At 39.1% G+C, this 25,606-nt stretch carries 20 protein-coding genes; 16 read left to right on the top strand and 4 right to left on the bottom strand.

Annotation, left to right across the window (positions count from 1 at the left end; all coding sequences use genetic code 11):
• Positions 1-86 precede the first annotated feature (86 nt).
• From AC3M61_RS04235 to rd, 4 genes are all read right to left on the bottom strand, one after another.
• A complete protein-coding gene (locus AC3M61_RS04235) occupies positions 87-1,805 on the bottom strand; it encodes a proline--tRNA ligase (protein WP_500779650.1) in 1,719 nt (572 codons plus the stop codon).
• A gap of 20 nt (positions 1,806-1,825) precedes the next feature.
• Complete coding sequence (cysS, locus tag AC3M61_RS04230) at positions 1,826-3,256, bottom strand: cysteine--tRNA ligase (RefSeq protein WP_500779649.1); 1,431 nt, start codon at positions 3,254-3,256, stop codon at positions 1,826-1,828.
• Between the two features lie 30 nt (positions 3,257-3,286).
• Complete coding sequence (gene gltX / locus AC3M61_RS04225; RefSeq protein WP_500779648.1) at positions 3,287-4,705, bottom strand: glutamate--tRNA ligase; 1,419 nt, start codon at positions 4,703-4,705, stop codon at positions 3,287-3,289.
• A gap of 155 nt (positions 4,706-4,860) precedes the next feature.
• Positions 4,861-5,022 (bottom strand): rubredoxin, encoded by a 162-nt coding sequence (rd, locus tag AC3M61_RS04220; RefSeq protein ID WP_014451070.1) that lies wholly within the window; start codon positions 5,020-5,022, stop codon positions 4,861-4,863.
• 154 nt (positions 5,023-5,176) lie between these two features.
• Between rd and AC3M61_RS04215 the strand changes: the two genes are divergently transcribed.
• The 16 genes from AC3M61_RS04215 to AC3M61_RS04140 all read left to right on the top strand — a co-directional run bounded on the left by AC3M61_RS04215 (position 5,177) and on the right by AC3M61_RS04140 (position 25,459).
• On the top strand, positions 5,177-5,815 hold the full coding sequence (locus tag AC3M61_RS04215) for an MBL fold metallo-hydrolase (RefSeq protein WP_500779647.1): 639 nt from the start codon (positions 5,177-5,179) through the stop codon (positions 5,813-5,815).
• A 5-nt stretch (positions 5,816-5,820) separates the two neighbouring features.
• Positions 5,821-7,275, top strand: coding sequence for a glycogen synthase (locus AC3M61_RS04210; protein ID WP_500779646.1), 1,455 nt, complete (start codon positions 5,821-5,823; stop codon positions 7,273-7,275).
• A 36-nt stretch (positions 7,276-7,311) separates the two neighbouring features.
• Positions 7,312-8,337 carry a galactose-1-phosphate uridylyltransferase gene (galT, locus tag AC3M61_RS04205; RefSeq protein WP_500779645.1) on the top strand — a complete coding sequence of 342 codons (1,026 nt, stop codon included), beginning with the start codon at positions 7,312-7,314 and terminating at the stop codon, positions 8,335-8,337.
• A gap of 26 nt (positions 8,338-8,363) precedes the next feature.
• Positions 8,364-9,170 carry an Mrp/NBP35 family ATP-binding protein gene (locus AC3M61_RS04200; protein ID WP_500779644.1) on the top strand — a complete coding sequence of 269 codons (807 nt, stop codon included), beginning with the start codon at positions 8,364-8,366 and terminating at the stop codon, positions 9,168-9,170.
• Between the two features lie 26 nt (positions 9,171-9,196).
• On the top strand, positions 9,197-9,658 hold the full coding sequence (locus AC3M61_RS04195) for a YaaR family protein (protein WP_500779643.1): 462 nt from the start codon (positions 9,197-9,199) through the stop codon (positions 9,656-9,658).
• A gap of 21 nt (positions 9,659-9,679) precedes the next feature.
• On the top strand, positions 9,680-10,426 hold the full coding sequence (locus AC3M61_RS04190; RefSeq protein ID WP_500779642.1) for an undecaprenyl-diphosphate phosphatase: 747 nt from the start codon (positions 9,680-9,682) through the stop codon (positions 10,424-10,426).
• Positions 10,427-10,622: 196 nt separating this feature from the next.
• Entirely contained in the window at positions 10,623-11,270 is a 648-nt protein-coding gene (locus AC3M61_RS04185) for a hypothetical protein (protein ID WP_500779641.1), read from the top strand.
• A gap of 63 nt (positions 11,271-11,333) precedes the next feature.
• Positions 11,334-12,506, top strand: coding sequence for a vWA domain-containing protein (locus AC3M61_RS04180; protein ID WP_500779640.1), 1,173 nt, complete (start codon positions 11,334-11,336; stop codon positions 12,504-12,506).
• Positions 12,507-12,551: 45 nt separating this feature from the next.
• A complete protein-coding gene (locus tag AC3M61_RS04175) occupies positions 12,552-14,987 on the top strand; it encodes an endonuclease MutS2 (protein WP_500779639.1) in 2,436 nt (811 codons plus the stop codon).
• A gap of 30 nt (positions 14,988-15,017) precedes the next feature.
• Positions 15,018-17,129 (top strand): cell division FtsA domain-containing protein, encoded by a 2,112-nt coding sequence (locus AC3M61_RS04170; RefSeq protein ID WP_500779638.1) that lies wholly within the window; start codon positions 15,018-15,020, stop codon positions 17,127-17,129.
• 1,056 nt (positions 17,130-18,185) lie between these two features.
• The gene (locus tag AC3M61_RS04165; RefSeq protein ID WP_500779637.1) at positions 18,186-19,535 is read left to right on the top strand and encodes a glycoside hydrolase family 30 protein; all 1,350 of its coding nucleotides are present in this window, start codon (positions 18,186-18,188) and stop codon (positions 19,533-19,535) included.
• A gap of 47 nt (positions 19,536-19,582) precedes the next feature.
• Positions 19,583-20,971 carry an ABC transporter substrate-binding protein gene (locus AC3M61_RS04160; RefSeq protein WP_500779636.1) on the top strand — a complete coding sequence of 463 codons (1,389 nt, stop codon included), beginning with the start codon at positions 19,583-19,585 and terminating at the stop codon, positions 20,969-20,971.
• 272 nt (positions 20,972-21,243) lie between these two features.
• Positions 21,244-21,813: a hypothetical protein gene (locus AC3M61_RS04155; RefSeq protein WP_500779635.1), complete on the top strand. Its 570-nt coding sequence runs from the start codon at positions 21,244-21,246 to the stop codon at positions 21,811-21,813.
• A gap of 39 nt (positions 21,814-21,852) precedes the next feature.
• The gene (locus AC3M61_RS04150) at positions 21,853-23,007 is read left to right on the top strand and encodes a carbohydrate binding domain-containing protein (protein WP_500779634.1); all 1,155 of its coding nucleotides are present in this window, start codon (positions 21,853-21,855) and stop codon (positions 23,005-23,007) included.
• A gap of 111 nt (positions 23,008-23,118) precedes the next feature.
• Positions 23,119-24,036 carry a hypothetical protein gene (locus AC3M61_RS04145; protein WP_500779633.1) on the top strand — a complete coding sequence of 306 codons (918 nt, stop codon included), beginning with the start codon at positions 23,119-23,121 and terminating at the stop codon, positions 24,034-24,036.
• Positions 24,037-24,070: 34 nt separating this feature from the next.
• Positions 24,071-25,459, top strand: a complete 1,389-nt coding sequence (locus tag AC3M61_RS04140) for an ABC transporter substrate-binding protein (RefSeq protein WP_500779632.1) — start codon at positions 24,071-24,073, stop codon at positions 25,457-25,459.
• Positions 25,460-25,606: the final 147 nt, after the last annotated feature.

Here is a 25,606-nt window from a genome sequence, read left to right as displayed (position 1 = left end):
AGAAGTTATGCATAACAACTTGGAGAAAGAACTTAAAACAAACCACCCTTCGACATTTTGTCTCGGGTGGTTTGGCTCTAACCAGTTTATACTCTTTCGTGTGGATTGTATTTCTCTTTCGATTCTTGTAAGAACTGGTAAATCTTTTCAAAATCTGCTTCTATTCTGAACTGATGCCCTGTTCTCCACTTAATTTCAACAAAGCCTTCATTCAAAGCCTTACCAACCGTTATTCTAAATGGTATTCCTATCAGATCCGCGTCGCTGAATTTGACACCTGGGGATACATTTCTATCGTCGAAAAGCACTTCTTCGTTACGCTCGATTAGGTAATTGTAAAGCTCTGTCGCAAATTTCATCAGATTTTCGTTGTTGCTAACAGGGGTAATGATTGTTGTAAATGGGGCAACAGAGATTGGCCATATGATTCCTTTGTCGTCATGAAGCTGTTCTACAATCGCACCCATCGTTCTTGAGATACCCCATCCGTAGCATCCCATTATGAATGGTTTTAGCTGCCCATCTCTGTCCATATATTTTGTTCCCATCGCTTCTGAGTACTTTGTTCCAAGTTTAAAGATGTGCCCTAATTCAATTCCTTTCTTCATGTTTAAGGGTTTTCCACAAACCGGACAAGGGTCTCCGGCGATAGCAACAACAAGATCAGTCCATTCATCAGTGACAAAATCTCGCCCAACGTTCACATTGACGTAGTGGTAATCTTTCTCCATACCACCAACTACAAAATTTTTCATACCCTTAACCTGGTTATCGGCTATAATCTTTATACCCTTGACTCCCACAGGCCCCAAGAATCCAATTGGCACACCGAAGTCTCTGAATATCTCATCTGGTGTTGCGAAAGTAAGAGACTGGTCGTTAACAAATGCCTTTAACTTCTCCTCGTTCAGTTCCCGGTCACCGGGAACAAGAGCCATGTAGTAACCATTTCTACCCTTGTAAATGAGAGTTTTCACTATTTTTCTTATCGGAACGTTGAGGAAGTTAGCAACATCTTCTACTGTCCTTACGTTTGGGGTATAAACCTTTTCTATAGGTTTCTCTTCTTCATTTTCGTAAACAACTTCTCCGACATACGGAACACGCTCGTCATTTCCTGCATATCCACAATCACAATACAGAATGTTGCTTTCACCGGTGTTGGCAAAAGCTACAAATTCATGACTTTCGCTACCACCTATAGCCCCTGAAGACGCCTCAACAATTGCATACTTTAACCCTATGCGTTCCATTATATTTGAATATGCTTTCCTGTGAGCTTTATACGTTTCATCCAGAGATTCCCAGCTATCATGGAAACTGTAACCATCTTTCATTATAAATTCACGAGCCCTCAGCACTCCAAATCTTGGTCGAATTTCATCACGGTATTTGTTGGCAATTTGATAGAGAGTTATTGGTAATTGTCTATAGCTGTTTAGTTCGTTTTGCACTAAAAATGTTACCAATTCCTCATGTGTAGGACCAAGTGTAAATTCTCTGTCATGCCTATCTTTAAGTTTCATCATCTCTGGTCCGTAATCATCCCATCTACCGGACTGTTTCCACAATTCAGCGGGCTGAATTATTGGCATCAGTATTTCATTAGCACCTATCTTGTCCATCTCTTCTCTGACTATTCTTTCAATTTTAAGTAGCACGCGCCTGCCAAGTGGCAAGTAAGAATAGATACCTGCTGCTATCTTACGTATAAAACCTCCTCTGATAAGCAATTCTTGACTTGGAACTTCGGAATCAGCCGGTGCTTCTTTGAGCGTTGGTGCGTAAAATTGAGAATACCTCATTTTGCTCCCTCCACCACTTCTTATTTTTCTTCCTTCTCTACGATTTCGTATTTTGTTCCCTCAGGCGTATCATACAACTTAATACCAGACTCGGATAAAAGATTTCTAATCCTATCAGCAAAATCGAACTGTTTTGATTTTCTAAACTCATTTCTCATATCTATAAGTGACTTAATCAAAGTCTCAAAATTAGTCGACGTAGCTGAAACCGGTGACTTTCTATCACTTTCTGTATCGAAAATGCCGAGAACAGGCCCAAATACACGTTTGATAAGGTGATACATTTTCAATGCTCTTTCATCGTTTCCATTATCCATCGCCTTGTTTAACTCACGAACCACATCGAAGACGATAGCAAGCGCTACAGGGGTGTTGAAATCATCAGACAGCGCCTCAACAAACCTTTGAACCAATTCTTTCATTTCTCCATCTTCTTTTGGAACAAGTGGATACGGATATTTTTCCCTAAATCTATTCAATGCTGCGTGAACCCTTTGGGCTGCTTTTGAATTATCTTGAAGCACTTCATCCGAGAACTCGATTGGTGACCTGTAGTGTTTCGACAATAAGAAGAGTTTCACACCGTCTTTGCCGTATTTCCTTACAGCCTCTCTGACCAAGAAAGTGTTTCCCAATGATTTACTCATCTTATCACCGCGAACTATTATCATTCCATTGTGCATCCAGTACTTCGCGGGAGGTTTCCCGGTTAATGCTTCACTTTGGGCTATTTCGTCTTCATGGTGCGGGAATATGAGGTCCTCACCACCACCATGGATATCAAACATATCACCCAACAATTTTTGGGACATTACTGAACATTCGATATGCCAACCAGGTCTGCCCAAACACCAGGGGCTATGCCAGGTTGGTTCACCTGGCTTGGCAGATTTCCACAAGACGAAATCAAGCGGGTCACGTTTTAATTCGTTGACATCAACCCTCGCACCTGCTCTTAAATCGTCTAGGTTCTTGCCTGAGAGCTTACCGTAGTTTGTCAATTTTCTTACACTGAAATATACATCACCATTTGCTGCAACATACCCATAACCATTTTCTATTATTCTTTGAACAGCGTTTACTATGTCGTCCACAAAATCCGTGGTTCTCGGATGAAAGTTTGCTGCACGTACTCCGAGAGAATGCGCGTCATGGAAGTATTCAGCGATAAAGGTATCCGCAACGGTTTTCCAATCTACTCCCCATTCTCTTGCTTCATTGATAATCTTGTCATCTATATCTGTGAAGTTTTGAACCATTACAACCTTGTATCCGATGAATTCAAGAAACCTTCTAAATGCATCGAAAACAACCATTGGACGCGCGTTGCCAATGTGAATATAGTTATAAACAGTTGGACCGCATACGTACATCTTTACGATACCGGATTCAATAGGTTCGAGCGGAACTTTTTCTTTTGTCAAAGTATCGGTGATATACACTTTGTTCATTGTTATTCACCACTCTTTGGTCAATTTAATTTACGCGTTCAGGTAATTTTGAATACGTGCTATAACTTCTTCCTTCCCAAGTATTTCAAGAATATCTATCAACTCTGGTCCCTCGTTCTTACCTGTTAAAATAAGTCTAAGTGTCATGTAAAAGTCTTTACCTTTTAGTTTTGCATTTTTCATCGCTGTTTTAAACGAAGCGTATATGTTTTCCTTATTCCAAACTTCTACCTTTTGTAACTCTTCAAGTAGGGCTTTATATGTTTCAACAGCTTCAAGGGTTTTTTCTATGGAAACATTTGGTCTTTCGAAGAAGAAATCTGTTAACTCTGGTAGTTGAGAGAGCTCTTCGATTCTGTCCTTTACAGCTATAATAACTCTTTCTAAATAAGCCTCGTCAACGGCTCTGTTGATGAATGTTTTCGCGAGTTTTACTAATTCTTTGGCGTCCTTCATCCTGATATGCTCGGAGTTCATCCATCTTAACTTATCGGGATTAAAAATAGCTGGATTTTTAACCAATCGTTCCAAGGAGAAACTGCTTATGAGCTCCTCTTTTGTAAGGATTTCCTTCCCCTCTGGATGCGACCAACCAAGAAGTGCTAAGAAATTGACCAAAGCTTCTGGTAAGTATCCTCTTGCTTTGAATTCTTCAACTGAAGTAGCACCATGGCGCTTGCTAAGTTTACTTCCGTCAGGTCCAAGAATCATCGACACATGACCGAATACAGGAACAGGCCAGCCAAGTGCTTCATATAGCGCAACTTGCTTTACAGTGTTGGAAAGGTGGTCGTCTCCTCTTAACACATGCGTTATTTTCATAAGACCATCATCGATAACACAAGCGTAATTATACGTAGGCATGCCATTACTTCTCAAAAGTGCAAAGTCACCAACACTGCCAGCTTTGAATACAACCTCGCCTTTTACAACATCATTAATTACATAATCCTTCCGAGGCATAGAGAAGTAAATCGCAGGTCTTAACCCTTTTTCTTCGTACTCTCTTTTCCTTTCTGGAGTATTGTAAGGTTCAAGCATCTCGCGTGTGTAATGTGGTGCCTTGCCTTCTGCAAGCAGTTTTTCACGAAGTTGTTCGATTTCTTCCGGGTAGGCGTAAACCTCGTAAGCTTTTCCTTGCTTTATCAATTCTTGTGCATAGTAATGGTATAGCTCTGTCCGTTCACTCTGCCTGTACGGACCGTACGGACCACCAATGTCTGGTCCTTCGTCCCAATCTAACCCAAGCCACCTTAAAGCATTGATGAGTTGTTCTTCGAAAACTTTTTCGGACCTTTCAAGGTCTGTGTCCTCAATCCTTAAAATGAATTTTCCATTTGTTTTCCTTGCAAAGAGATAGTTAAACAAAGCTGTTCTTGCACCACCAACATGTAGATAACCTGTTGGACTCGGGGCAAATCTTACTCTAACTTGACCGTTATTAGACATCCATATCCCTCCGAAGCTTATGTAGTTTTTCGATACACACTATCTATACATAAATCGGGGGGCATGCCCCCCGAATTTTTGAACTTTTGAAAAATACGAGTAAAATCTTGAAAGTCAATGTTACATGTTAGTGCGTCCTTATTCTCTCAAGGTTCTTAGTCTTCAAGAGGTTCGAACATGTCTTTACTTACTCCACAAACCGGGCATGTCCAGTCATCAGGAAGATTTTCAAAAGGTGTGCCTGGTTCAATTCCAGAATCTGGGTCTCCAACTTCTGGATCATAAATGTAACCACAAACGGTACATCTGTACTTCATATTTCCACCTCCATCTAATTACTGGGTGTAAGTATTATACCACATGAAACGTAGAGTTTTCAACCAACATTTTGCAGATTGTTGTTAAGGAATCGTTTAGATGCTAAAATAGTTGAGTGTAAAATGGGTAAATCGGTATGGAGGTGGGTTCAATATGATAGCAACTATCATAAACAACGGTGGGAGCATAAGAATCCCAAAAAACGTGGAAGTTGCTTACTCTACTCCGGTTCTTTTGACACAGAACGACCGTAAAATACTTATCGACCCTGGTGATTACACTTCTTTCGGATTTCTGGAAGAATATTTTGAAAATCATAACATCAATTTGGAAGACGTGACAGATATTCTATTAACTCATTTACACTTAGACCATGCCTATGCGACAAGATTTTTCCCAAACGCTACTATCTATATCCATGGTGCCTACAAGTCAAAACCATACAATAAATTTGGGTTATTCAAGAGTAAACTCTACCTTGAAATCATAAATTCTTGGAAAAATGTAGTGGAAATTGATGCTGGGATGAAATTATTCGATGGAAAAGTCTTAGTATTTCACACTCCTTGGCATGCAAAAGAACACTGTTCGTTTGTCATTGATACAGAAAATATGGGTAAAATTCTGTACACGGGGGACATAGTTATGAATCGCGTAGAGTTTTATGATATAATAAGATGGCTGAGAAAAGATGATTGTGCACGATTCATTAATACCATCGGCAGGAAGTGTGATTATATAGTTTTTACCCACGATGAGTACGTAAGAAGTATTGACTATTTCAGGAGGTGAAAAATATGAGAATTGCCATGGTTTCTTACGAAGTTTATCCATTTGCCAAAGTTGGTGGATTAGCAGACGTTGTCGGAGCACTGCCGAAATATTTGGAAAAACAGGGAATGGTTGTGGACATCTTCATGCCATACCATAAAAAGGTTGATGAGAATTCTTCAAGGTTTGGTTACACTATTGAAAAAGTCTCAGAAGGCATTTCCATTCCACACTTACTCACTGAAGAAAAGTTCGATATTTACAGAACAAGTTTACCTGGCAGTAAAAACGTGAACGTATTTTTAATTGCAAACGGATATTACTTTAGTGCAGATGAAGTTTATCAAGGACCTGATTTGGCAGAGCAAGCGATATTTTTCTCAGCTGCTGTGCTCGAAGCGATTAAAAAATTAGACTTTCACTACGATATAATCCATGTTAACGACTGGCAGACCGCACTGATTCCTGTATACCTGAAATCCATATATAAGAACGATGAAAAGCTATCAAAAATAGCCTCTGTGTTAACAATCCACAATTTAGGTTACCAGGGAATTTTCGAACCATCTTACATGAAATTCGCAGGATTGCCTGATTATCTCTTTAATATTGATGGTATAGAGTTCTATGGTAATATCAACTTTCTGAAAGGCGGTATTCTTTTTGCAGATGTTATAAACACAGTAAGTCCAACATACGCTCGCGAAATTCAAACGAAAGAATACGGTGAGAAACTCGATGGCGTATTGCGTGTAAGGTCTGCGGACCTTTATGGGATTTTAAATGGTATCGACTACGAAGAGTATAACCCAGAGACAGATAAGAGGATATACGTTAACTACAACCTTGAAACTATCGAAAAGAAAAAAGAGAACAAGAGACTACTCCAACGCGAGCTCGGTTTACCAGAAAAAGACGTTCCTATGATTGGAATGATAAACAGACTTGTAGACCAAAAAGGACTCGACATCATGGCAGAGATAATGGATTATGTTTCGCTATTTGACATACAGTTCGTCCTTCTTGGTACCGGTGAGGAAAAATACGAGAACATGTTCAAAAAACTGGGAGAAAAATACCCAGAGAAATACTCTATAAATCTTAAATTCGACGTGGTACTTGCTCAAAAAATTTACGCTGGTGCAGATATGTTCCTTATGCCATCAAGATACGAACCTTGTGGACTTGGACAGATGTATAGTCTCAGATACGGAACGATACCGATAGTAAGATACACCGGAGGCTTGGCAGATACATTAAAAGAGTACATTCCTGAAACAAAAGAAGGAAACGGTTTTGGATTCGAACAGTATGACTCTGCACATCTGCTTAAAGCGATAGCCAAGGCGCTGTATTATTACAACGAAAAAGAACACTGGGATGCCTTGGTTAAAAATGCGATGACAACGGATTTAAGCTGGGACAATTCAGCGAAAGAATATGTAAAACTTTATCAGCGTGCGAAATCGAAAATCCAGTAAATAAAAAAATCAAAACAAACTTAGGGAGGAATCTCTATGCCTGAATACAGAAAAGACCCGGTTGTAAAGAGATGGGTTATCATTTCAACCGAGCGTGCAAAAAGACCTCACGACTTTCAGGTAACACCAGAAGAGGTAAAAACAGGTTTTTGTCCTTTTGACTATGGAAACGAACATACCACACCACCTGAAATCCTTGCGTTCCGCCCAGCTGATACACAACCCAACACTCCTGGATGGTGGGTTAGGGTTGTTTCAAACAAATTCCCGGCCGTAGACCCTGAATTACCAGTTGATAGATATGGACACGGGATGTACGATGCAATGACCGGATTTGGTTACCACGAGGTTATCATCGAAACTCCTGACCACAACTCAACGTTCGCGCTGTTCGATTATAAACAAGCCGAGGAAGTCGTTTGGGCATACGTTACAAGGTTTAGAATGATTGCAAAAGATGAACGAGTCAAGTATATACTCATTTTTAGAAACCACGGTAAAGAAGGGGGAGCTTCACTTGCACATCCTCACAGCCAAATTATAGCTACTCCAGTTGTGCCAAAGACTGTTCAAGAGGAATTAGATGGGGCAAAGGATTACTATTCTTACAAAGAGCGTTGCGTGTTCTGTGATATGATAAATCAGGAGAAAATAGAAGGAAGGCGTATAGTAGAGGAAAACGAACATTTCATTGCTTTTGAACCTTACGCGGCAAGGTTTCCATTTGAAACTTGGGTACTCCCCAAAAGGCACTCGCATGATTTTGGTTCGATAACTGAGGAGGAAGTTAAGTCGTTTGCAAGGATTATGAAAGATGTTTTGCACAGGATTTATATTGTATTGAACAATCCACCGTACAATTTCCTAATCCATACTGCGCCGGTCATGGACGAAGGTAAACTTTACTATCATTGGCATGTTGAAATCATTCCTCGTTTGACACGTGTCGCAGGCTTTGAGTGGGGTTCAGGATTTTATATCAACCCTGTGCCACCTGAAGATGCGGCAAAGTATTTGGTAGAAAATTACCAAGAGTTAATTGAGAAAACAAAATCAGAATAGAAGAATACATAAAAGGAGGAAAAGTGATGAGCACAAATTTCAGTTTAAACACGGATCAGAAAATTGCTGATTTAAAGGAACATGTAAAACACTTTATTGCGGTGTTGAGTGGAAAAGGTGGAGTCGGGAAGACAACGGTTGCTGTGAACTTGGCAACTGCTCTTGCCGAAAGTGGTTACAAAGTCGGACTTCTCGATGTTGATATCCATGGACCTGATATCGTCCGTATGCTTGGTGGTAATGCACTACCAGCTGTTGACGAAGACGAAAAAATAATTCCAGCAGAAGTTCTGCCAAACCTGAAAGCACTTTCAATTTCCATGATGGTTGAGGAAGGTAAACCCATTATTTGGAGGGGACCTCTCAAACATACTGCGATTAAACAATTTCTTGGTGATACAAAATGGGGAGAACTGGATTTCATGATATTTGATTTACCACCGGGAACTGGAGACGAGGCACTTAGCCTTTTCCAAACAGTAGGTCAAACTGACGGTGTACTGATGGTGACAACCCCACAAAAGGTAGCACTTGACGATGTTCGGAGAGCGATAGAATTTGTCAAAGCCATGAACCAAAAAGTTTTGGGCATTGTTGAGAATATGTCCTATATGAGGTGCAAGGACGAAGTAGTCTACCCATTCGGAAGAGGTGGAGCAGATTTATTGGCGCAAGAATACGGCGTTCCTGTACTCGGAAGAATCCCTATGGACCCAAAGGCGCTTGAATTACTTGACGAAGGCAAACCGATAACACTTTATTACAGGGGAAGCGAAGTTGAAAAGGCGTTTAGGGAACTTGCTGAAAATGTTGCAAAAGCTGTTGAAAAATAATTTATTAATCGCAAGGTGGTAGAAAAATGAGAATAGAACCACCGTCAAATGACCCAAAGTTAAAGAGCTCAGCTATAAAGGGGAAAAAAGCAGGTAAAAAAGAACACGTAAGCTCGAGTCAAAAGAGCTCTTTTCTTGGTGTTTTTGAAGAAGCAGAGAGTGAAGCTATTAGAAAGACCATAGAAGAAATGATAAGTGATGTTGTTGAAGCGGGAAATGACTTTGTAAGGTCACCAACCGATGAAAACCTCAAAAGATACAAAGAAAAGATTAGAAACGTCTTAAAGTATGTCGAAAAAAACCTCTATAAATTAGCTGGAAAATACGATTACGCACTCTCACAGCCAAGGTTACATATAATTGCCGAACAAATCGATGAAAGATTGGAGCAACTTACCAACTTACTCATGGAGGCTGAGAAAAGCACATTAAAGCTTGCCGAAAAGGTTGGAGAAATCAACGGAATACTTTTTGACCTCTACAAGTAGAAACAGAAAGGAGAGGAATTAATGAAAGAATTCTTACTTGGAGTTGTGCAAGGACTAACAGAATTCTTCCCTGTGTCAAGTTCTGGACATCTAAGTCTGTTTTCCAAACTTTTTGGATTATCGCCAAATCTTTCGCTGTTCGCCTTTCTCCACTTAGCAACGTTTTTAGTAGTTTTAATATTCCTTTGGAAAGATGTATGGAGTATCATCATAGGTTTAGTAAAGCTTGATAACTCAACGTGGATTCTGGCACTTAAAATAATAGTTGCATCTATACCTGCAGGAATTGTAGGGGTGTTTTTTGAAAAGAAGATCGAAGAAATATTCTCCTCTCAAGTGTTAATTGGTGTGTTTTTTTTGGTTACAGCAGTAGCACTCTGGTTATCTGACTTCTTTTCCGGAAAAAAGTCACTGAACGATATTTCTTATACGGATGCCTTGATTATTGGTATCTTCCAAGCGTTCTCGATATTACCTGGTATATCACGCAGTGGTTTTACCCTCATTGGAGCGCTTTTGATAGGCATGAATCGAACTGACGCTTTTAGATTTTCTTTTCTTCTGAGCTTACCAGTAACACTCGCGGCTGGAATCTTTGAACTTAAAGATGTTGTTTTCTCGACGGGTGTATTTTCTGGATTTGGTGGAGCATTTATCTCAGGAATGATTGCCTTGATTGTAGTGAGACAACTAACCATTTCGGCACATTTGAAATTTTTTTCGTTGTATCTTATCATACCTGCGTTGCTGAGCTTTGTTTTAAAATAAAAACGCGAACAACGTAAGTATTAAATCCCCAGGATATATATAAAGAAAATCCTGGGGATTTTTCTTTGAAGGAGCAAAACATCAAATATTCAGTTCAGTTTATGCGTGTGTTTTACAACCAGAGTCTGTGGTATAATCATCTTTGAACAGTCTCTGTTTCGGACAACAATAACAGACAAAGGGGGAGGCTACCGTGTTGTCTAAGGTTGCCTTAAAATTAAGGATTTGGATTGTGTGTTTACTCATATTAAATGCGTTATTCTTTGGTGCGGAGTTTTATTTCAGCACAAAAGATGGAATGGGCATAATGGGGTCTTCAGATGCCATCAGTTATTTGTTAGGTTTTCCATATAGTGAAGTTGGATTCAGATTGCCCTTGGATGAGAACCGAACGATTTTTCTTTCCACGTTCGGTGGTTACGACTTTGGAAAATCTACATACTTCTTGAGGCTGAGCTCTGACTTTCAGGTAGAGAACATAACTGTTTCGATACCTTTCGAACTAACTACGAAAATTGTTGACACAAATGAACCAACTGAAACAGGAAGGTTCAACCTAGGTCTCTCGGCGTCTGTAAATTTTGGAAATATGAATCTCAGTGTATCAGCTTACTATTCGGCTCTTTATCTTTTCTACGACCCGGCATTCAATGTGAACATTCCAACTGTTTATAGTGACGACATCTTTCGTTCATCACTCAATGTTAAAATTTCGTATATTCAGCCTACTTTTTCTATTTCACTAGGTTATTTTGCTTCCCTGCGCTGGTTGTCCTATAGGTCATCGTTTATTACAGGTGAGAATTCACCGTACATAGATGCAAAAGTTAAGGTCCGATTCTGAAACCAAACAAACAAAAAAGCATAGAAACACTTTAAGAATTTTTCAACTTGGAGGTTCTGAACTTTGACAAATGTAGAGGAAAAACTCAATAAGGTTATCGCAAATTTGATAAAGCAAAATGCGTTCTATGGTTATATTCTGATGGGTTCAAAATACAAGGAAGGTAACGTAAAGAACTTAACAATGACCGTTACCAGAAATGGAGATTTGTTGTTCATTTACAATCCCGTAAGTATCGCATCAAAGAGCGAAGTGATGATTGAAGGATTAATTTTGCACGAGCTTATGCACTTTATCAACAGACATTATCTTATAAAACCAAAAGATAAACGTGATAAGGCTGTTTGGGACCTTGCGAAAGATGTTGCGATAAACCAATTCATACCTCAACTCGATGTACTTAGTGTACCTCTGAACGTTCTTATTGAAGAAGGTCACGGGACAGATAACGACATAATTTTCGCAGGTCCTCCCATGAATATGATAAACAAAACAGCGGAAGAATATCACAATTACATAATAGAAGAATTTATGAAACGTGGGAATTTCGATATCGAAGCAATTGCAGAGAAATTACCAAACAACCATGAATTTACAAGTGATGTACCCATAGAAATGGTTGTCGAACTGATGGAGCAAAAGGTAGGAAAAGCATTCAATCTATTTGGCGGTGAGTTACCATCGGGAATGAAACAAAATATTGAACTTTCCATCCGGAAACCCTTGATTAATTGGGAGGTAGCTATAAGAAGATTTGTGGGACTTTCTCAAAGAGGAGACAAATACTCAACACCATTGAGACCTAACAGACGATATGATGATCAGCCTGGCTGGAGGTATATTTACGTTCCAAAGTTATGCGTTATCATAGACACCAGTGGGAGCATTCTTGAAGAAGAGATAAATTCCTTTATGAGTGAATTAGATGCAATTGCAAGACAAGAGGTTTTGTTAAAGGTAATCCAAGTTGACAAATCTGTCACATTTGTTGGTGATTACAAGCCCGGAGGATGGAAAGATTTCGAAATTTACGGTGGGGGAGAAACAGACCTCCAACCTGCTGTAGATATGGCCGAGAATCAGTTCCGGAGCGAAGGTATAATAATTTTCACAGATGGATACGTTGACCTTCCAAAGGTTAGTAGAAGGGTTTTATTTGTATTAAGCAAAAAGCACAACCCAGATTTTTACATCGATGCAAAGCGAATTTACGGAAGTGTTTACATTATTGATTAGGAATTGACTCTAGAAATGGAAAAAAGAGCAATAGGAGGAAAATAAATGGAAGAACTTCGGAAAAATTTACATAATGATACAGACAGTAAAAGTACAAATGAAGAAGAGAAGCTTGAGTACTTAGAATTTCTAAAGAAAAAAATAGAGTACTATTTGGTATTGGAAAAGTACAAAAACCTGTGTTATTCTTCGTTAGGCAAAGAGTACCTGGATTCTCTGCACCCATACAACGTTGATGCTCAGCAAGAATTGTCATATGTTGCGGAACTTTGCGACTTCGTACGTGCAAGTGGTTATCCACCAGCCGATGCTTTTATTGATGTGAGACATATTTTACAAAAGGTCGCAGATGGGTTATTGGTAGATGGCGAGGAATTCCTTCTACTGCTCAGATTCCTTTTAGGTGTTAAATCGTTAAGGGAAATGTTTAAAAACCAAAGATTACTGGTTTTGCAAAATTCTGTTGCAAATCTTGTGCTAAAAATTGGCAACTACGATGAAATTGTAGAGAGAATCAAGCAGGTTATTGACGAAAACGGAAAGATTAAGGATAGTGCCTCTTTACTTTTAAAGAATATCAGAAATGAATATGCTGAAACATTGCGAGAAATACGTAAACGTGTTGAACGCTTCATCTCCCAGCATCAAAACTTACTCCAAGAGGCTACTTATACAATAAAGAACGACAGGTACGTCCTTCCGATAAAAGCCAACGAACGTGGAAAATTTAAAGGTATTGTTCATGGGAGCTCTTCTTCCGGTTCGACTTTGTATTTTGAACCAGAGGAACTTATACCACTGAACGACAAGTTGAGGATATTAACTGAGGAAGAAGCTAAAGAAGTGGCAAGAATTCTAAGAGAACTGACATCAAAAGTCTTCGACAGATTACAATCACTTTTGGGCGACATCGAGGTTCTAAAAAGACTGGATGGCTTATTCGCAAAAGCCCGATACGTCATTGAAAAAGGTGCCCAAATAATTATTCCTGGTGGGAACTACTTGAAACTTTCAAAAGCAAAGCATCCATTGATACCTGAGGATAAAGTTGTACCTATCGACATTGAACTCCCGACAGATAAGCTTGGGATAGTGATAACTGGACCAAACACGGGCGGAAAAACTGTCTCCCTTAAGACAATAGCCTTATCAATAATCTTAGCACGAAGCGGTTTTCCTGTGTTGGCAGGTGAAAGCTCTAGGATTCCGGACTACGATGTGTACGTTGATATCGGAGATAGTCAAAACATTTTAGAAAACCTGAGCACTTTTTCTGGTCACATTGTCAATATCGTAAAAGCTCTGAAATTGGCTAATGAAAACTCAATCGTTCTCATCGACGAACTTGGTTCTGGCACAGACCCATACGAGGGAAGTGCCATTGCACTTGGCATAATTGAAGAACTTATCGCAAGACGTATAAAATTCATCGTTACGACGCACCTGACACCTGTTAAACTCTACTCAATGAGCCACGATAAATTAATCACAGCCTCTATGGAATTTGACCCAGAGACGTTATCGCCTAAATACAGAATCCTAATGAATATCCCAGGTGCTTCACATGCATTTGAAATTGCACAAAAATATGGTTTGGATGAATCCATTTTGCAAAGGGCAAAGGAACATTTAGATGAGGAACACGTTAGAATAGATGAGCTGATAAAAAGTTTGAATAAACATATTAGTGAACTTGAAGAAAGAAAACGCGAATTAGAAAATACTTTGCGTGAATATCAAAGACAAAAACGCGAATTTGAAGAGAAATACAAACTTTTGAAAATTAAAAAAATGGAAGAATTTGATAAAGAACTGAGAGAGGTTTATAGAGACATCCAAAAGGCAAAGAGAGACCTGCAAATTACCTTGCAAAGTAAGAATACAGAAAGTGAACAACTTATTAAGAAGAGACTCAAAGAAATCGAAGGTGAAGTCAAGCACATCGAGGAAGTTCAAGAAAAATTGGAAAAAGTGTTTTATGAAACTGCACTCTCAGAAGAAGAAAAAACCATCGGGGTCGGTGATTACGTTAAGCTCATCGATGGCACTGCAGTTGGTAAGGTTGTCGACGTAAAAGGTTCTAAGGTTATCGTAGATTTCAATGGAATAAAGTTGGAAGTAAAGCCAGAAAAACTAAAGAGAGTTGCAACACCGAATACTTTAACTTCAGGAAGTTTTCAAACAAAACCGGAAATAACACACGAAAAAAGAATACCAACAAAAGTTTACTCGTCGCCTCTGACGAAAAACGAAATAGACGTTCGTGGTATGACAGTAGAGGAAGCTGTTGAGAAAATCGATGAATTCATAGACCAGCTTCTAATGTCCGATTTTACAACTGGGTATATAATACACGGAAAAGGCACAGGTAAACTTGCAACAGGTATATGGAACCATCTGCGTCATGACAAACGTATCAAGAATTACCGATTTGGTAGACCAGATGAAGGTGGAGTTGGTGTGACCGTCATAGAAATATAATTTGTTAGACAATAACCGGGGGTGAAATCCTTGATATTTGCGCTAGATATTGGGACCAGGAAAATCGCAGGTTTACTTGTTGATATGGATGAAAGTGGTAAAATGATTGTTCATGATGTTATAGTCAGAGAGCATGAGCATAGAGCTATGCTTGATGGTCAAATTCACGACGTTGAAAAGGTTGCAAGGGCTGTAAGTATTGTGAAAAGTGAATTAGAAAGCAGAAATAACGTTAAACTCGAAAAAGTGGCGGTTGCGCTTGCGGGTAGATTTCTTAAAACATACTTTGGCGAAGCGTCCGTAGACGTGAGCGAAACAGGAGAAATAACTTCAGATGTTGTAACAAAATTAGAACTCGAAGCAGTCGCAAATACCATGGATAACGTGGAACCAAACATGTACTGTGTGGGTTACTCTGTTGTTAGGTATGAATTAGATGGAATGTGGTTCAAAAAAATAGAAGGATTAAAAGGTGGAAGAGCAAGTGTTAAAGTAGTTGCCACATTTTTGCCAAGTCACGTAGTTGAAGCTATGCTATCGGTATTAAGAAAGGTTAATCTCACAATAACCCATCTGACGCTCGAGCCTATTGCTGCTGTGAACATAACCGTGCCTGAAGATCTGAGAATACTTAACATTGCATTGGTTGATGTAGGTGCAGGAACCAGCGATATTGCTATATCGAAAGAAGGGACAATTATCGCGTATGGCATGGTTCCGTTGGCAGGTGACGAAATTACAGAGGCCATAACTAAGAATTTCCTACTCGACTTCTCAACAGCAGAATTTGTAAAACGCAACCTCGAAACAAGTGAAATACTAAGAGTCAAAAATATTCTGGACAAAGAAAAAGAAATAAGAAGAGAAGACGTGATAAAAGCTATAGAACCCATCGTAGATTATATGACAAAGCAGATTGCAGACGAGATAATTGAGCTCAACGGTGGAAAACCACAGGTAGTTATGATCGTCGGTGGAGGTGCTAAAGTACCAGTCTTTGCAAGTTATTTAGCTAAACACCTTGACATGGATGAAGAGTTTGTTTCCCTAAAGATGGCAAAGAACTTGGATTTCATTGATAAGACCGGTCAAATCGTTGGAAGTGAGTTCATAACACCACTTGGTATTGGATACACAGCGCTGACAAAAACGGGCAGTGTATTTGAACATGTGACTGTAAATGGCGAAAGGGTTCAGCTTATCGGATTTAGAGGAACATACACCGTCTGGGAAGTCTTAGCGCAAATGGGTAAGGACATCCACTCGTTGCTTGGAAAACCTGGAAGGTCAGTTGTTATAGAGATGAATGGTAACCCGGTAGTTATAAAAGGTAAAATGCCAGTTCCAGCAAGCGTTAAAATCAACGGTGTTGAAGCTACACTGCGTGATACTGTTAAACACGGAGATATCATAGAAGTTGGTGAAGCTATTGATGGAGAAGACGCTAAACCAATGTTGTATGACTTAATAAAACCCATATACCTGCGTTCAATTGAAACGGATAAAGTTATAGAATACTACCCAAAAGTAAAACTGAACGGAAAAGAGGTCTTTCAAAATACCGAACTACGCGATGGTGATACAATAACGTATGAAAGAGTCACCGTTGGAGAGATAAGGGAATTTTTAAGTCAGGATTTGATAAGGATAGAGTACTCGGTAAATGGGGTTTACAAAGAAGCCTATGCTGGAGAAGTAAAAATTTTCAAAGACGAATTAGAGTTGAGAGATGAGAATACAGTCGGACTAGGAGAAGAATTAAAATACGCCCTTGTTTTAAACTATCCAAAAGTTCGTGACCTTCCAGAAATGGAAAAGATGAGTATCGTCATAAAAGTCAATGGTCAAGCAACCATCCTAACGAAAGACGGTGTTTTAGTGTGGGTTAACGACCAACTAGTTACTCCAGACTACGAAATTAAAGACGGGGACAAGATAAAAACACAAATACCTGAAGAACAAAACTTCATCGTCGCAGATGTCCTAAGACTATTTGACTTTGATCCAAGAAAAGTCAAAAGATACACCTTGCTCAAAAACGGAGAAAAAGCTGGGTTTACAGATATCTTGAATAGTGGTGATGAAATAATTTTTGAATATGAAACTATAGAATCTTCGGAAAGTAAGAACCCAACTTTTTGAAACACAGCCTTTAAAATGAGTTAAGTAGTTATAATCTCTTTGCGCGAGCTTTCTATTACGTGCTTCATCTTTGGAAAGCTCGCGCTATTTTATTATCGATATTAAGTTTAACAAGAGTACAATGTTTTGCAATGAGTGAGCCCACGCACGTGTGGACTCGACCTTCAGCTACAGTTGGTAAAAAGACTTTGTTTTTCTGACCACTATATTATATGACCATTATATTGCATATTTTACATTTGATTTCTTGGTCAGTTGGTTTTTCGGAAGTAAACATTCATTTTTGGCATGCGATGATGACTGCAGGATTGAAATTATTCAAGCTTCTTTGGGTTAACACTTACCAAGCGAAAATCATACCCTTATCAGCCAGTGCAAGAAACGTTTTTTTCAGCAACATCTCAGAACTATTCCAAGTGATTTCGAAAAGGCAGTCAAGATTGATGATGCTACTCCTGTTTAGTACCTTGTAAAATTCGTCTTATTACTTTAACGTTCTTTCATAGGCGGAGCAGCGATTATTAACTTTACATACGCTTGGAATATGTTCCTTTGTTCCATGTTAATTGCGATTAGCGATGGTATGGAGATTGTTCAACTTGCAACAAATATGAAAATGAAAGCAGAATCATCAAATAATTGCGAGACTATTACAATTGCCTCGATGATTGCGTTTTTACTTACCCTCATAATATTCCCCTTACTCCAAGACACCTTTGTAAAATCACTCCTAGGAACAGGGTTGAAAGACCAAAATATGTCGCTATGTTAAATCTTATTAAGATAATTTACCTGCTAATTTAGATTACCTTATTTGCTTAAAACAAACAGCAATTTTCCTACCTTTGTATGTAACATGTTACATACATAGAATTGGAGTAAGTCAAGCAATTTCTTGACTACTAAAAAAGATATTGAAATGAATCGAGGTGGAAAGCGTTGCGTTGTTCAACAATAATTCGCTTTATGTTAATTATCTTGATATTGGCAATCTTTTTCTTTGCTACCAGTTCAACTTTGATAATGCAATCCCAAAAGAAGGAAGGTGGGATAAAAATGAGTAAGTTAAGGATATGGATTACAACATCTGATCAGAAATATCTTTTGGAGGAAGTCGAAGTTACAAGACCGCTTGTTTCTAAGTACAAGGAAGAGTATAAGATTGTCGTTGATGAAAAGAAAAAATACCAACAGATGGATGGTTTTGGTGCCTCCTTTACTGACGCTTCTGCTTATCTTGTATATAACAAACTATCCCCAGAAAAAAGAAGAGAAGTCATGGAAAAGTTATTCGATAGAGAAAAAGGCATTGGTATCTCTTTTCTGAGGCAACCAATGGGGGCTACCGACTACACAACCAAATTGTACAGTTACGATGACTTACCTACTGGTGTCGATGAGGACCCAGATTTAAAGTATTTTTCAATTGACCATGACAAAAAATATATTATCCCGCTTCTCAAAGAAGCGATGGAAATAAACCCTGAATTAAAGATTATGGCATCCCCATGGAGTCCTCCTGGTTGGATGAAAACAACAGGTAGTATGATAGGGGGTTCGTTAAGAAGGTCATATTACAGTGTTTACGCTCAGTATTTTGTGAAGTTCATAAGATCCTACGAAGTTGAAGGAATACCAATTTACGCTATCACTGTTCAAAACGAGCCCTTATACGTTCCAAAAGAGTATCCTGGTATGAAGATGGATTGGGTCGAACAGGCAGATTTCATTGGTGAATACCTTGGACCGGCTTTTGAGAGTGCAGGTATCAAGACCAAAATCTTGTGCTACGACCACAACTGGGATAACACAACTTATGCTGCCTATGTTTTATCTCATGAAAAGGCGTCAAAATATGTATCGGGTTCTGCATGGCATTTTTACGGTGGGAAGCATGAAGCAATGAGCAAGATAAAAGAGATGTTCCCTGATAAAGAGATTTGGTTCACGGAAGGTTCAGGTGGAGATTGGGTGCCAGCATTTTTTAATGCATATATGGACCAGATGATGCATGTAATTAGAATTCCAAGGAACTGGGCAAAAACAGTTGTATGGTGGAACATAGCTCTCGATGAAAAAAGAGGACCAACAATTCTTTCAAAGAGCACATGCAGGGGATTAATCGAAATTAATCAAAAAACAGGTGAGGTCAAATACAACGTAGATTATTACACACTTGGGCACATAAGTAAATTTGTGTTACCAGGGGCATATAGAATAGATTCTTACACATACCAAGACAGGCTCGAATCTGTTGCGTTTTTGAATCCAGATGGTTCAAAAGTCCTCATTGTATCCAACAGAACAAATACAGCTAAGAAAATGCAGGTTATTGAAGACGGTTTGGAAGCCTTTTCGTATATTTTACCAGGATACGCATCTGCTACTTTTGTTTGGCAGGAATGAAATTGATAACTTGTAAGATTACCATACTTCCAAGGGAGGGATGAGCGATGAGGAAACGTTTTTGGCTTATCATGGTGTTGTTAGTATTAAGCGTTTCGATTTTTGCAAAGGTAACGATTACAGCAGCAGTTTGGAGTTGGGATTTGGAAAAATACAAAAAGCTCGCTACTGAATTCACAAAGATTTACCCTGATATCGAAGTCCAGTTTGTTATCAATGAACCAGACGTGAATGGCTTCTTAACCGCACAAGTAGCTGCCAAAAAGCCTCTACCTGATGTTGTCGTTCAGTCGTGGGAGGCACTCCCATATCCAGTTTCACAAGGATGGGTTTATCCTATCGACGAATTTCTGAAAAATGACCCAGACATTAAATACGTTCCAAAGGCACTGAAGGAAGCGTTCATGTATAACAACAAAACTTATGCACTACCCGAAAGATTGCATTTCCAAGGTATCTACATCAATTTGGATTTGCTTAAGAAATTGAACCTAACTAAGCCTCCTTATGAGTGGTCAGTTGAACAATTCAAACTATATTTAAGGAAATCAACCACGAGGGAATATTCCGGTATAAACCACCTGTGGGATTTTGATAACGTAATGGCTGCCGTCCTTAACAAAGATACAACATACTGGAGTTTCAATCCAACGAAATGGGAGTTTGACCTTGTCAACAGCGGATGGTTACCAGCGATAAAACTACAGAAAGAGTTAAAATCTATACCAGGGCTGGTTTCTGATGATTTAAAAAACGATGAGTTGAGAAACAAAGGTGAAATGGATGATTACCAAAAGAAATTCGGGAAAGACGCAGATGCGTTTAGAGAATCCAAAGTTTTGATGGGATTACATGGAACATGGGACTGGAGTTGGATAAGGACGTTACCGTGGAAATTTGACTTTTACCCACTCCCACTTGACCCAAAAATAGGACTACGGTTCCCAGTTCACGTTAATTATGCGTTTATGACTTCCACAACCAAGCACCCAAAGGAAGCTTTCTTGTTCCTAAAATTCGTTACATATGACCCCAGAGGAGTTGTTGCAAGGTTAAAAATTGACAACGCAAATGGTATTGAAAATGGCTGGAATATTGATTGGTTTATACCCGCAACAATGCATCCAGACGTTGTCTCTTACTTCGATTCACTCAAAATCCCAGACGGGGTAAAGTGGCTGTTGAAGAAACTTGACAAGGCTGTTCGAGTAGATATGTGGAAAACAGTTCCTGAGTGGGACCAAGCAACATGGGATGTGATATTCCCTGTTAGTGAGAAAGTGAGAAGAGGAGAAGTGCAACCAGAAGTTGTCGCAGCCGAAACGCAAGAAAAAGCGAACAAGATAATTAAAGAAGCATGGGCAGAATTCTCCAAGAAACTTGCGGAAATAGAAAAGAAATTCCCTGAGCTGAGAAAACAAATCGAAGGTAAGTAAGAATGTTATTAACCATCGCAAGCTCCCGCAAAAACAGGCGGGAGCTTTTTCTATTTAGCACAAGTAAGAATTTTTACAATAGTTTACGTTTTTCCAGTCAAAAGCCCACATTTTCGCCAATTTTGTATGAAACATGTTTCATAAGTATAATACAAGTGTTACTGAAAAAGTTTCACCTTGTTACAACAAGTACGTTCTTCTTCAAAAGAGCGGACGGCACTTGGTGTGTTAACTTTTTGAAAACCCTAAAAAACTTTCAGGAGGTGGAAGGTATGAGGAGAACAGGTTTAGTGGTATTTTTGGTAGTTCTTGCAGCGCTTTTAGTGTTTACATCGTGCGTTAAACCAGAAGATCAGAACCAAGGAGACCAGCAGCAAGAAACAGAGGTAAGCTGGTTTACTTCGAAAGATGTTCCAAACCCAGAGACAGGAAAATGGTATTGGTTCCAAGATGGTGAGATGTTCACAAAGACTCCTATTATAAAAGCAGATGGCACAGTTGTAGCTACTAGGACTGATTTAACAGGTGGACAATATAATGACTGGAAAGCCCAACTTTTGAGATTTTATGACCCTTCAAAAACGAATTATACCATCACACTGAGTGTAAAAGCAAACAAGGATGCAACAATCCCATACTACTTTGGTTGTGAGCCGTATATTGATGAGCCTTATGCAGTCAGAGGATCGTTTGATGTGTCTACAGAAGCAACAGAAATTACCCTTGAACTTTCTAAGACTTTTGAAGTACCAACAGATAACTTCTTAAAGCTTGCTTTTGAGATTGGGAATATCCCAAATATAGTTCTTGAGATTAAAGTGCTTAGCGAAACAGCAAATTGAACACGTGAAATTTGATACTTCTAAAAGAAGGTGTGAAAAATGCTTAAACGCACGAGGGTGTTATTGTTACTATTCACCGTTTTCCTACTCTTTTCCTGCCAATTCCAAGAGAAGGTAGAAGCAGTTGCAAGTGTTGCTCAGCAACAACAGTCAAGTGATACCTCTGGAACAAGCTTACTCAACAACTGGAATTTCCGCTCAAACATCAAAAATGACCAAGCCAATGCACCATTCGAATGGTGGATTTGGGAAGCAGCAAAGTATGGTGTCAGCGAGGGTAGTGTTGAAACATACGGTGTAAAAGATGGTTATGCGTATATAAAAGTTGCAAACCCAGGCACTGACACATGGCACATCCAGTTCAACCAGTGGGTCAAACTTAAGCAAAAACAATACTATTTAATCTCATTCAAGGCAAAGGCGGATGAACCAAGAAAAATCAATGTCAAGGTACTTATGAACCATGACCCATGGGTAAGCTATTTTGCTGAAACTGTCGAACTTGGAAAGGAATGGAACACATATACGTTCTACTTTAAGCATCCAGACAAGGCTGACGAAACCGTTAACTTCTGTTTTGAATTAGGTAAGGACAAGGCAACTACAATCTACATTGCAGATGTTGTTTTGAAGCCAGTAGACGAATCTGAGGTACCCGAAGAATTCAGAGAAGAAGAGCCCGAAACGGTCGAATACGAATTTGACGAAGAAGAACCAGATAACCTTGTTAACAACGGCGATTTTGCTTACAAAATAGTAAACGACCAGGGCAGTATGCCAACCGAATGGTGGATTTGGGAAGCAGGAAAATACGGAATTAGCCCTGCAAAGGTTGAAAGTTTTGGCGTAGAAGATGGTGTAGGATTCGTCAAACTTGAAAACACTGGTTTCGAAACTTGGCATGTTCAATTCAACCAGTGGGTGAAATTGAGAAAAGGCAACAGCTATGTAATTTCTTTCAAAGCAAAAGCAACAGAACCCAGAAAGATATGGGTCAAACTTGTCCAAACAGGAGCACCATACGGTGTTTATTTCAGCCAAGAAGTTGACCTGACAACCGAATGGCAAACATTCATTTTCGAACACACCCACCCAAACGATGCGGACCCTGTCGTAACGTTGAGCTTTGAGCTTGGAAAAGACAAACCAACTACAGTCTACTTCGACGATATTTCAATAAGCCCAAAAAAATGAAAGTTCGAAGTATATGAAAATTCACTGAAAACATTAAGCACTCTGGGTAACCGAACGTAGGTTACCCAGAGTTTTAGAGTAAAATTCACAAAAAATTGTGGAGGGAAAGGTATGAAAAAATTCGTTGTGGTGATTTTTGCTGTTTTAGTATTCGTAAACATTTTTGCTGGTTCTGTCCAACTCAACGGAAGAGTAGAATTTAATTACACAATAAATCCAAATTTCACACTTGGTGTTTCCAATTGGTTCCCAGGAGATAATGCAGCGTATCTCGTTGTTACATCTGGCGGAGCAGTGCTCGTTGTTGATGTAAAATATACAGACCCGAATATCACAAGTATGTATGTCAATGAACTTTTCATACCATGGAAGGTAAACAACAACCTTACGGTGTTCTTTGGCTACAGAAACGTGGCGGATTATGATAGCTTTATGGGAAGTGGCGGATCGTTTAAATGGGGTTATAACGGAACAGGAATTTTGTGGTACAAAAGTACAGTGTCCTTCATCTACACGTTCAGTGGCTTTATGTTCGATATTGGAACTAATTTCGGCAATCCTTTAACGTTTGCACTTCTTATGAAAACCAACAATTTTTACCCGCTTGGTTTGACATTAAACGTTGTAGGAAAAGCTGATTTGTCCGAAGGTATGATTGGCGCAAGACTTGCTTATCCAATAAGACCATTTACACTTTACTTAGCTGGCGGATATGATTATGTTAATGCAACAATCAAAGGTCTATTAGTCGGTTTGGTTGGTGAGGTTGCAGGGATTAACATTTCTACAGAATTGGATTTGACAAATACTATTACGGATCCTATGAAAATCAAGTTGGCTGGCGATGTTAATTACAAACTCGTGGGTTACAAGGTAGGAGTTAGCGGAAATTATAACTTCAAAACGGGTGATTTATCTTTGGAACCATACATTGCAACAAAGTTGGAAAATGCTGATGGTAAATTGCTTATACACTTTGAAGAAGATGGATACAAATATACAAAATTCACTGTAGGCTTCAATTTCTGATTTAGCTCAAATACTTCGAATGGAGGTGTTTTTAATGCGTAAGTTTATTTTTGCTTTGATTTTGATGTTGTTTATGGTTTCTGCGTTTGCTAAAGCCACCATAACGGTAGCTGTTTGGAGTTGGAACGTGGATAGATATAAAAAGCTTATCGCGGAATTTAACAAATACTATCCAAATATCGAGGTAAAACTTGTCGTAAACCAACCAGAAGTCAATAGCTTTTTGACCGCCCGTGTGTCTGCAAAGCAAGCACTCCCTGATGTTGTTGCAGAATCATGGGAACCACTATCTTATCCCGTTTCTCAGGGTTGGGTTTACCCATTAGATGAATTTCTTAAAGATGACCCAGACTATAAATATGTCCCAGAAAGTGCAAAAAACGCATTCAAGTATCGCGGGAAAACTTATGCCCTTCCTGAAAGATTGCATTTTGAATGTATAGTCTTGAATCTTGATCTACTTAAGAAACTGAATTTAAAAATTCCAAAATACGAAGAATGGACAGTTGATCTTTTCAAACAATACGCAAGAAAAGCTACGACGAGGGAATACTCTGGTATCAATCAGCTATGGGAATTCGATACATTTATGGCAGCGGTTCTAAGCAAACACACAACATTCTGGAGCTTTGATCCAGTGAAGTGGGAATTTGACCTTGTGAACGGAGGTTGGATACCAGCTATTAAGTTGCAAAAAGAGCTCAAATCGATACCTGGATTGGTCTCCGATGACCTTATAAATCAGGAATTGAGAAACCAAGGTCAACTCGATGATTATCAAAAGAAGTTCGGAAAAGACGCTGACGCCTTCAGAGAATCAAAAGTGCTTATGGGATTTGAGGCAACTTACGATTGGAGCTGGCTCCATACAGTACCTTGGAATTTTGATTACTACCCTCTCCCATTCGATCCAAAGATAGGCATCAGACTGCCTGTTCATATCAATTATACGTTTGTGAGTGCAACAACAAAGTATCCAAAAGAAGCGTTCCTCTTTGCGAAATTCCTTTCATACGACCCGCGAGGTGTTGTTGCAAGATTGAAGCTATATGAGTCTGAAGGTGTGGAAAGAGAAAGATTGGTTGACTGGTTTATCCCTGCAACGATGCACCCAGATGTTGTAAAATACTTTGAAACAATGAAGATACCTAACGGTATCAAATGGATGCTCAAAAACCTTGATAAAAGTGTTAGGGTAGATATGTGGAAAATCGTTCCAGGATGGTTCGAAGCAATATGGGACGTTATATTCCCAGTTAACGAAAAAATCAGACGTGGAGAAGTAACACCAGAAGCAGTTGCTGCTGAAACGCAAGAAAAATCAAACAAAGTTATAAAAGAAAACTGGGCAATTTTCGAAAAGAAATTAATCGATGCAGAAAAGAAATTCCCACAACTGAGAAAGCAAATTGAAGGTAAATGAAACTGAATAATCCCAAGTTTGATATATAACCTACCCCGTTGGCTGAGATTTACAAAATCTCACTCACTCAGCCAACGGGATTATACCAAGTTATCTCGAAGGAAAAAGGCAAGAGGCACAGATGGGTAAACAAAAACAAAGCAAGGG

The sequence above is a fragment of the Fervidobacterium sp. genome (assembly GCF_059913585.1).
The sequence above is the reverse complement of the archived record's forward strand: the minus strand, read 5'-3'. Positions and strand labels throughout refer to the sequence as shown.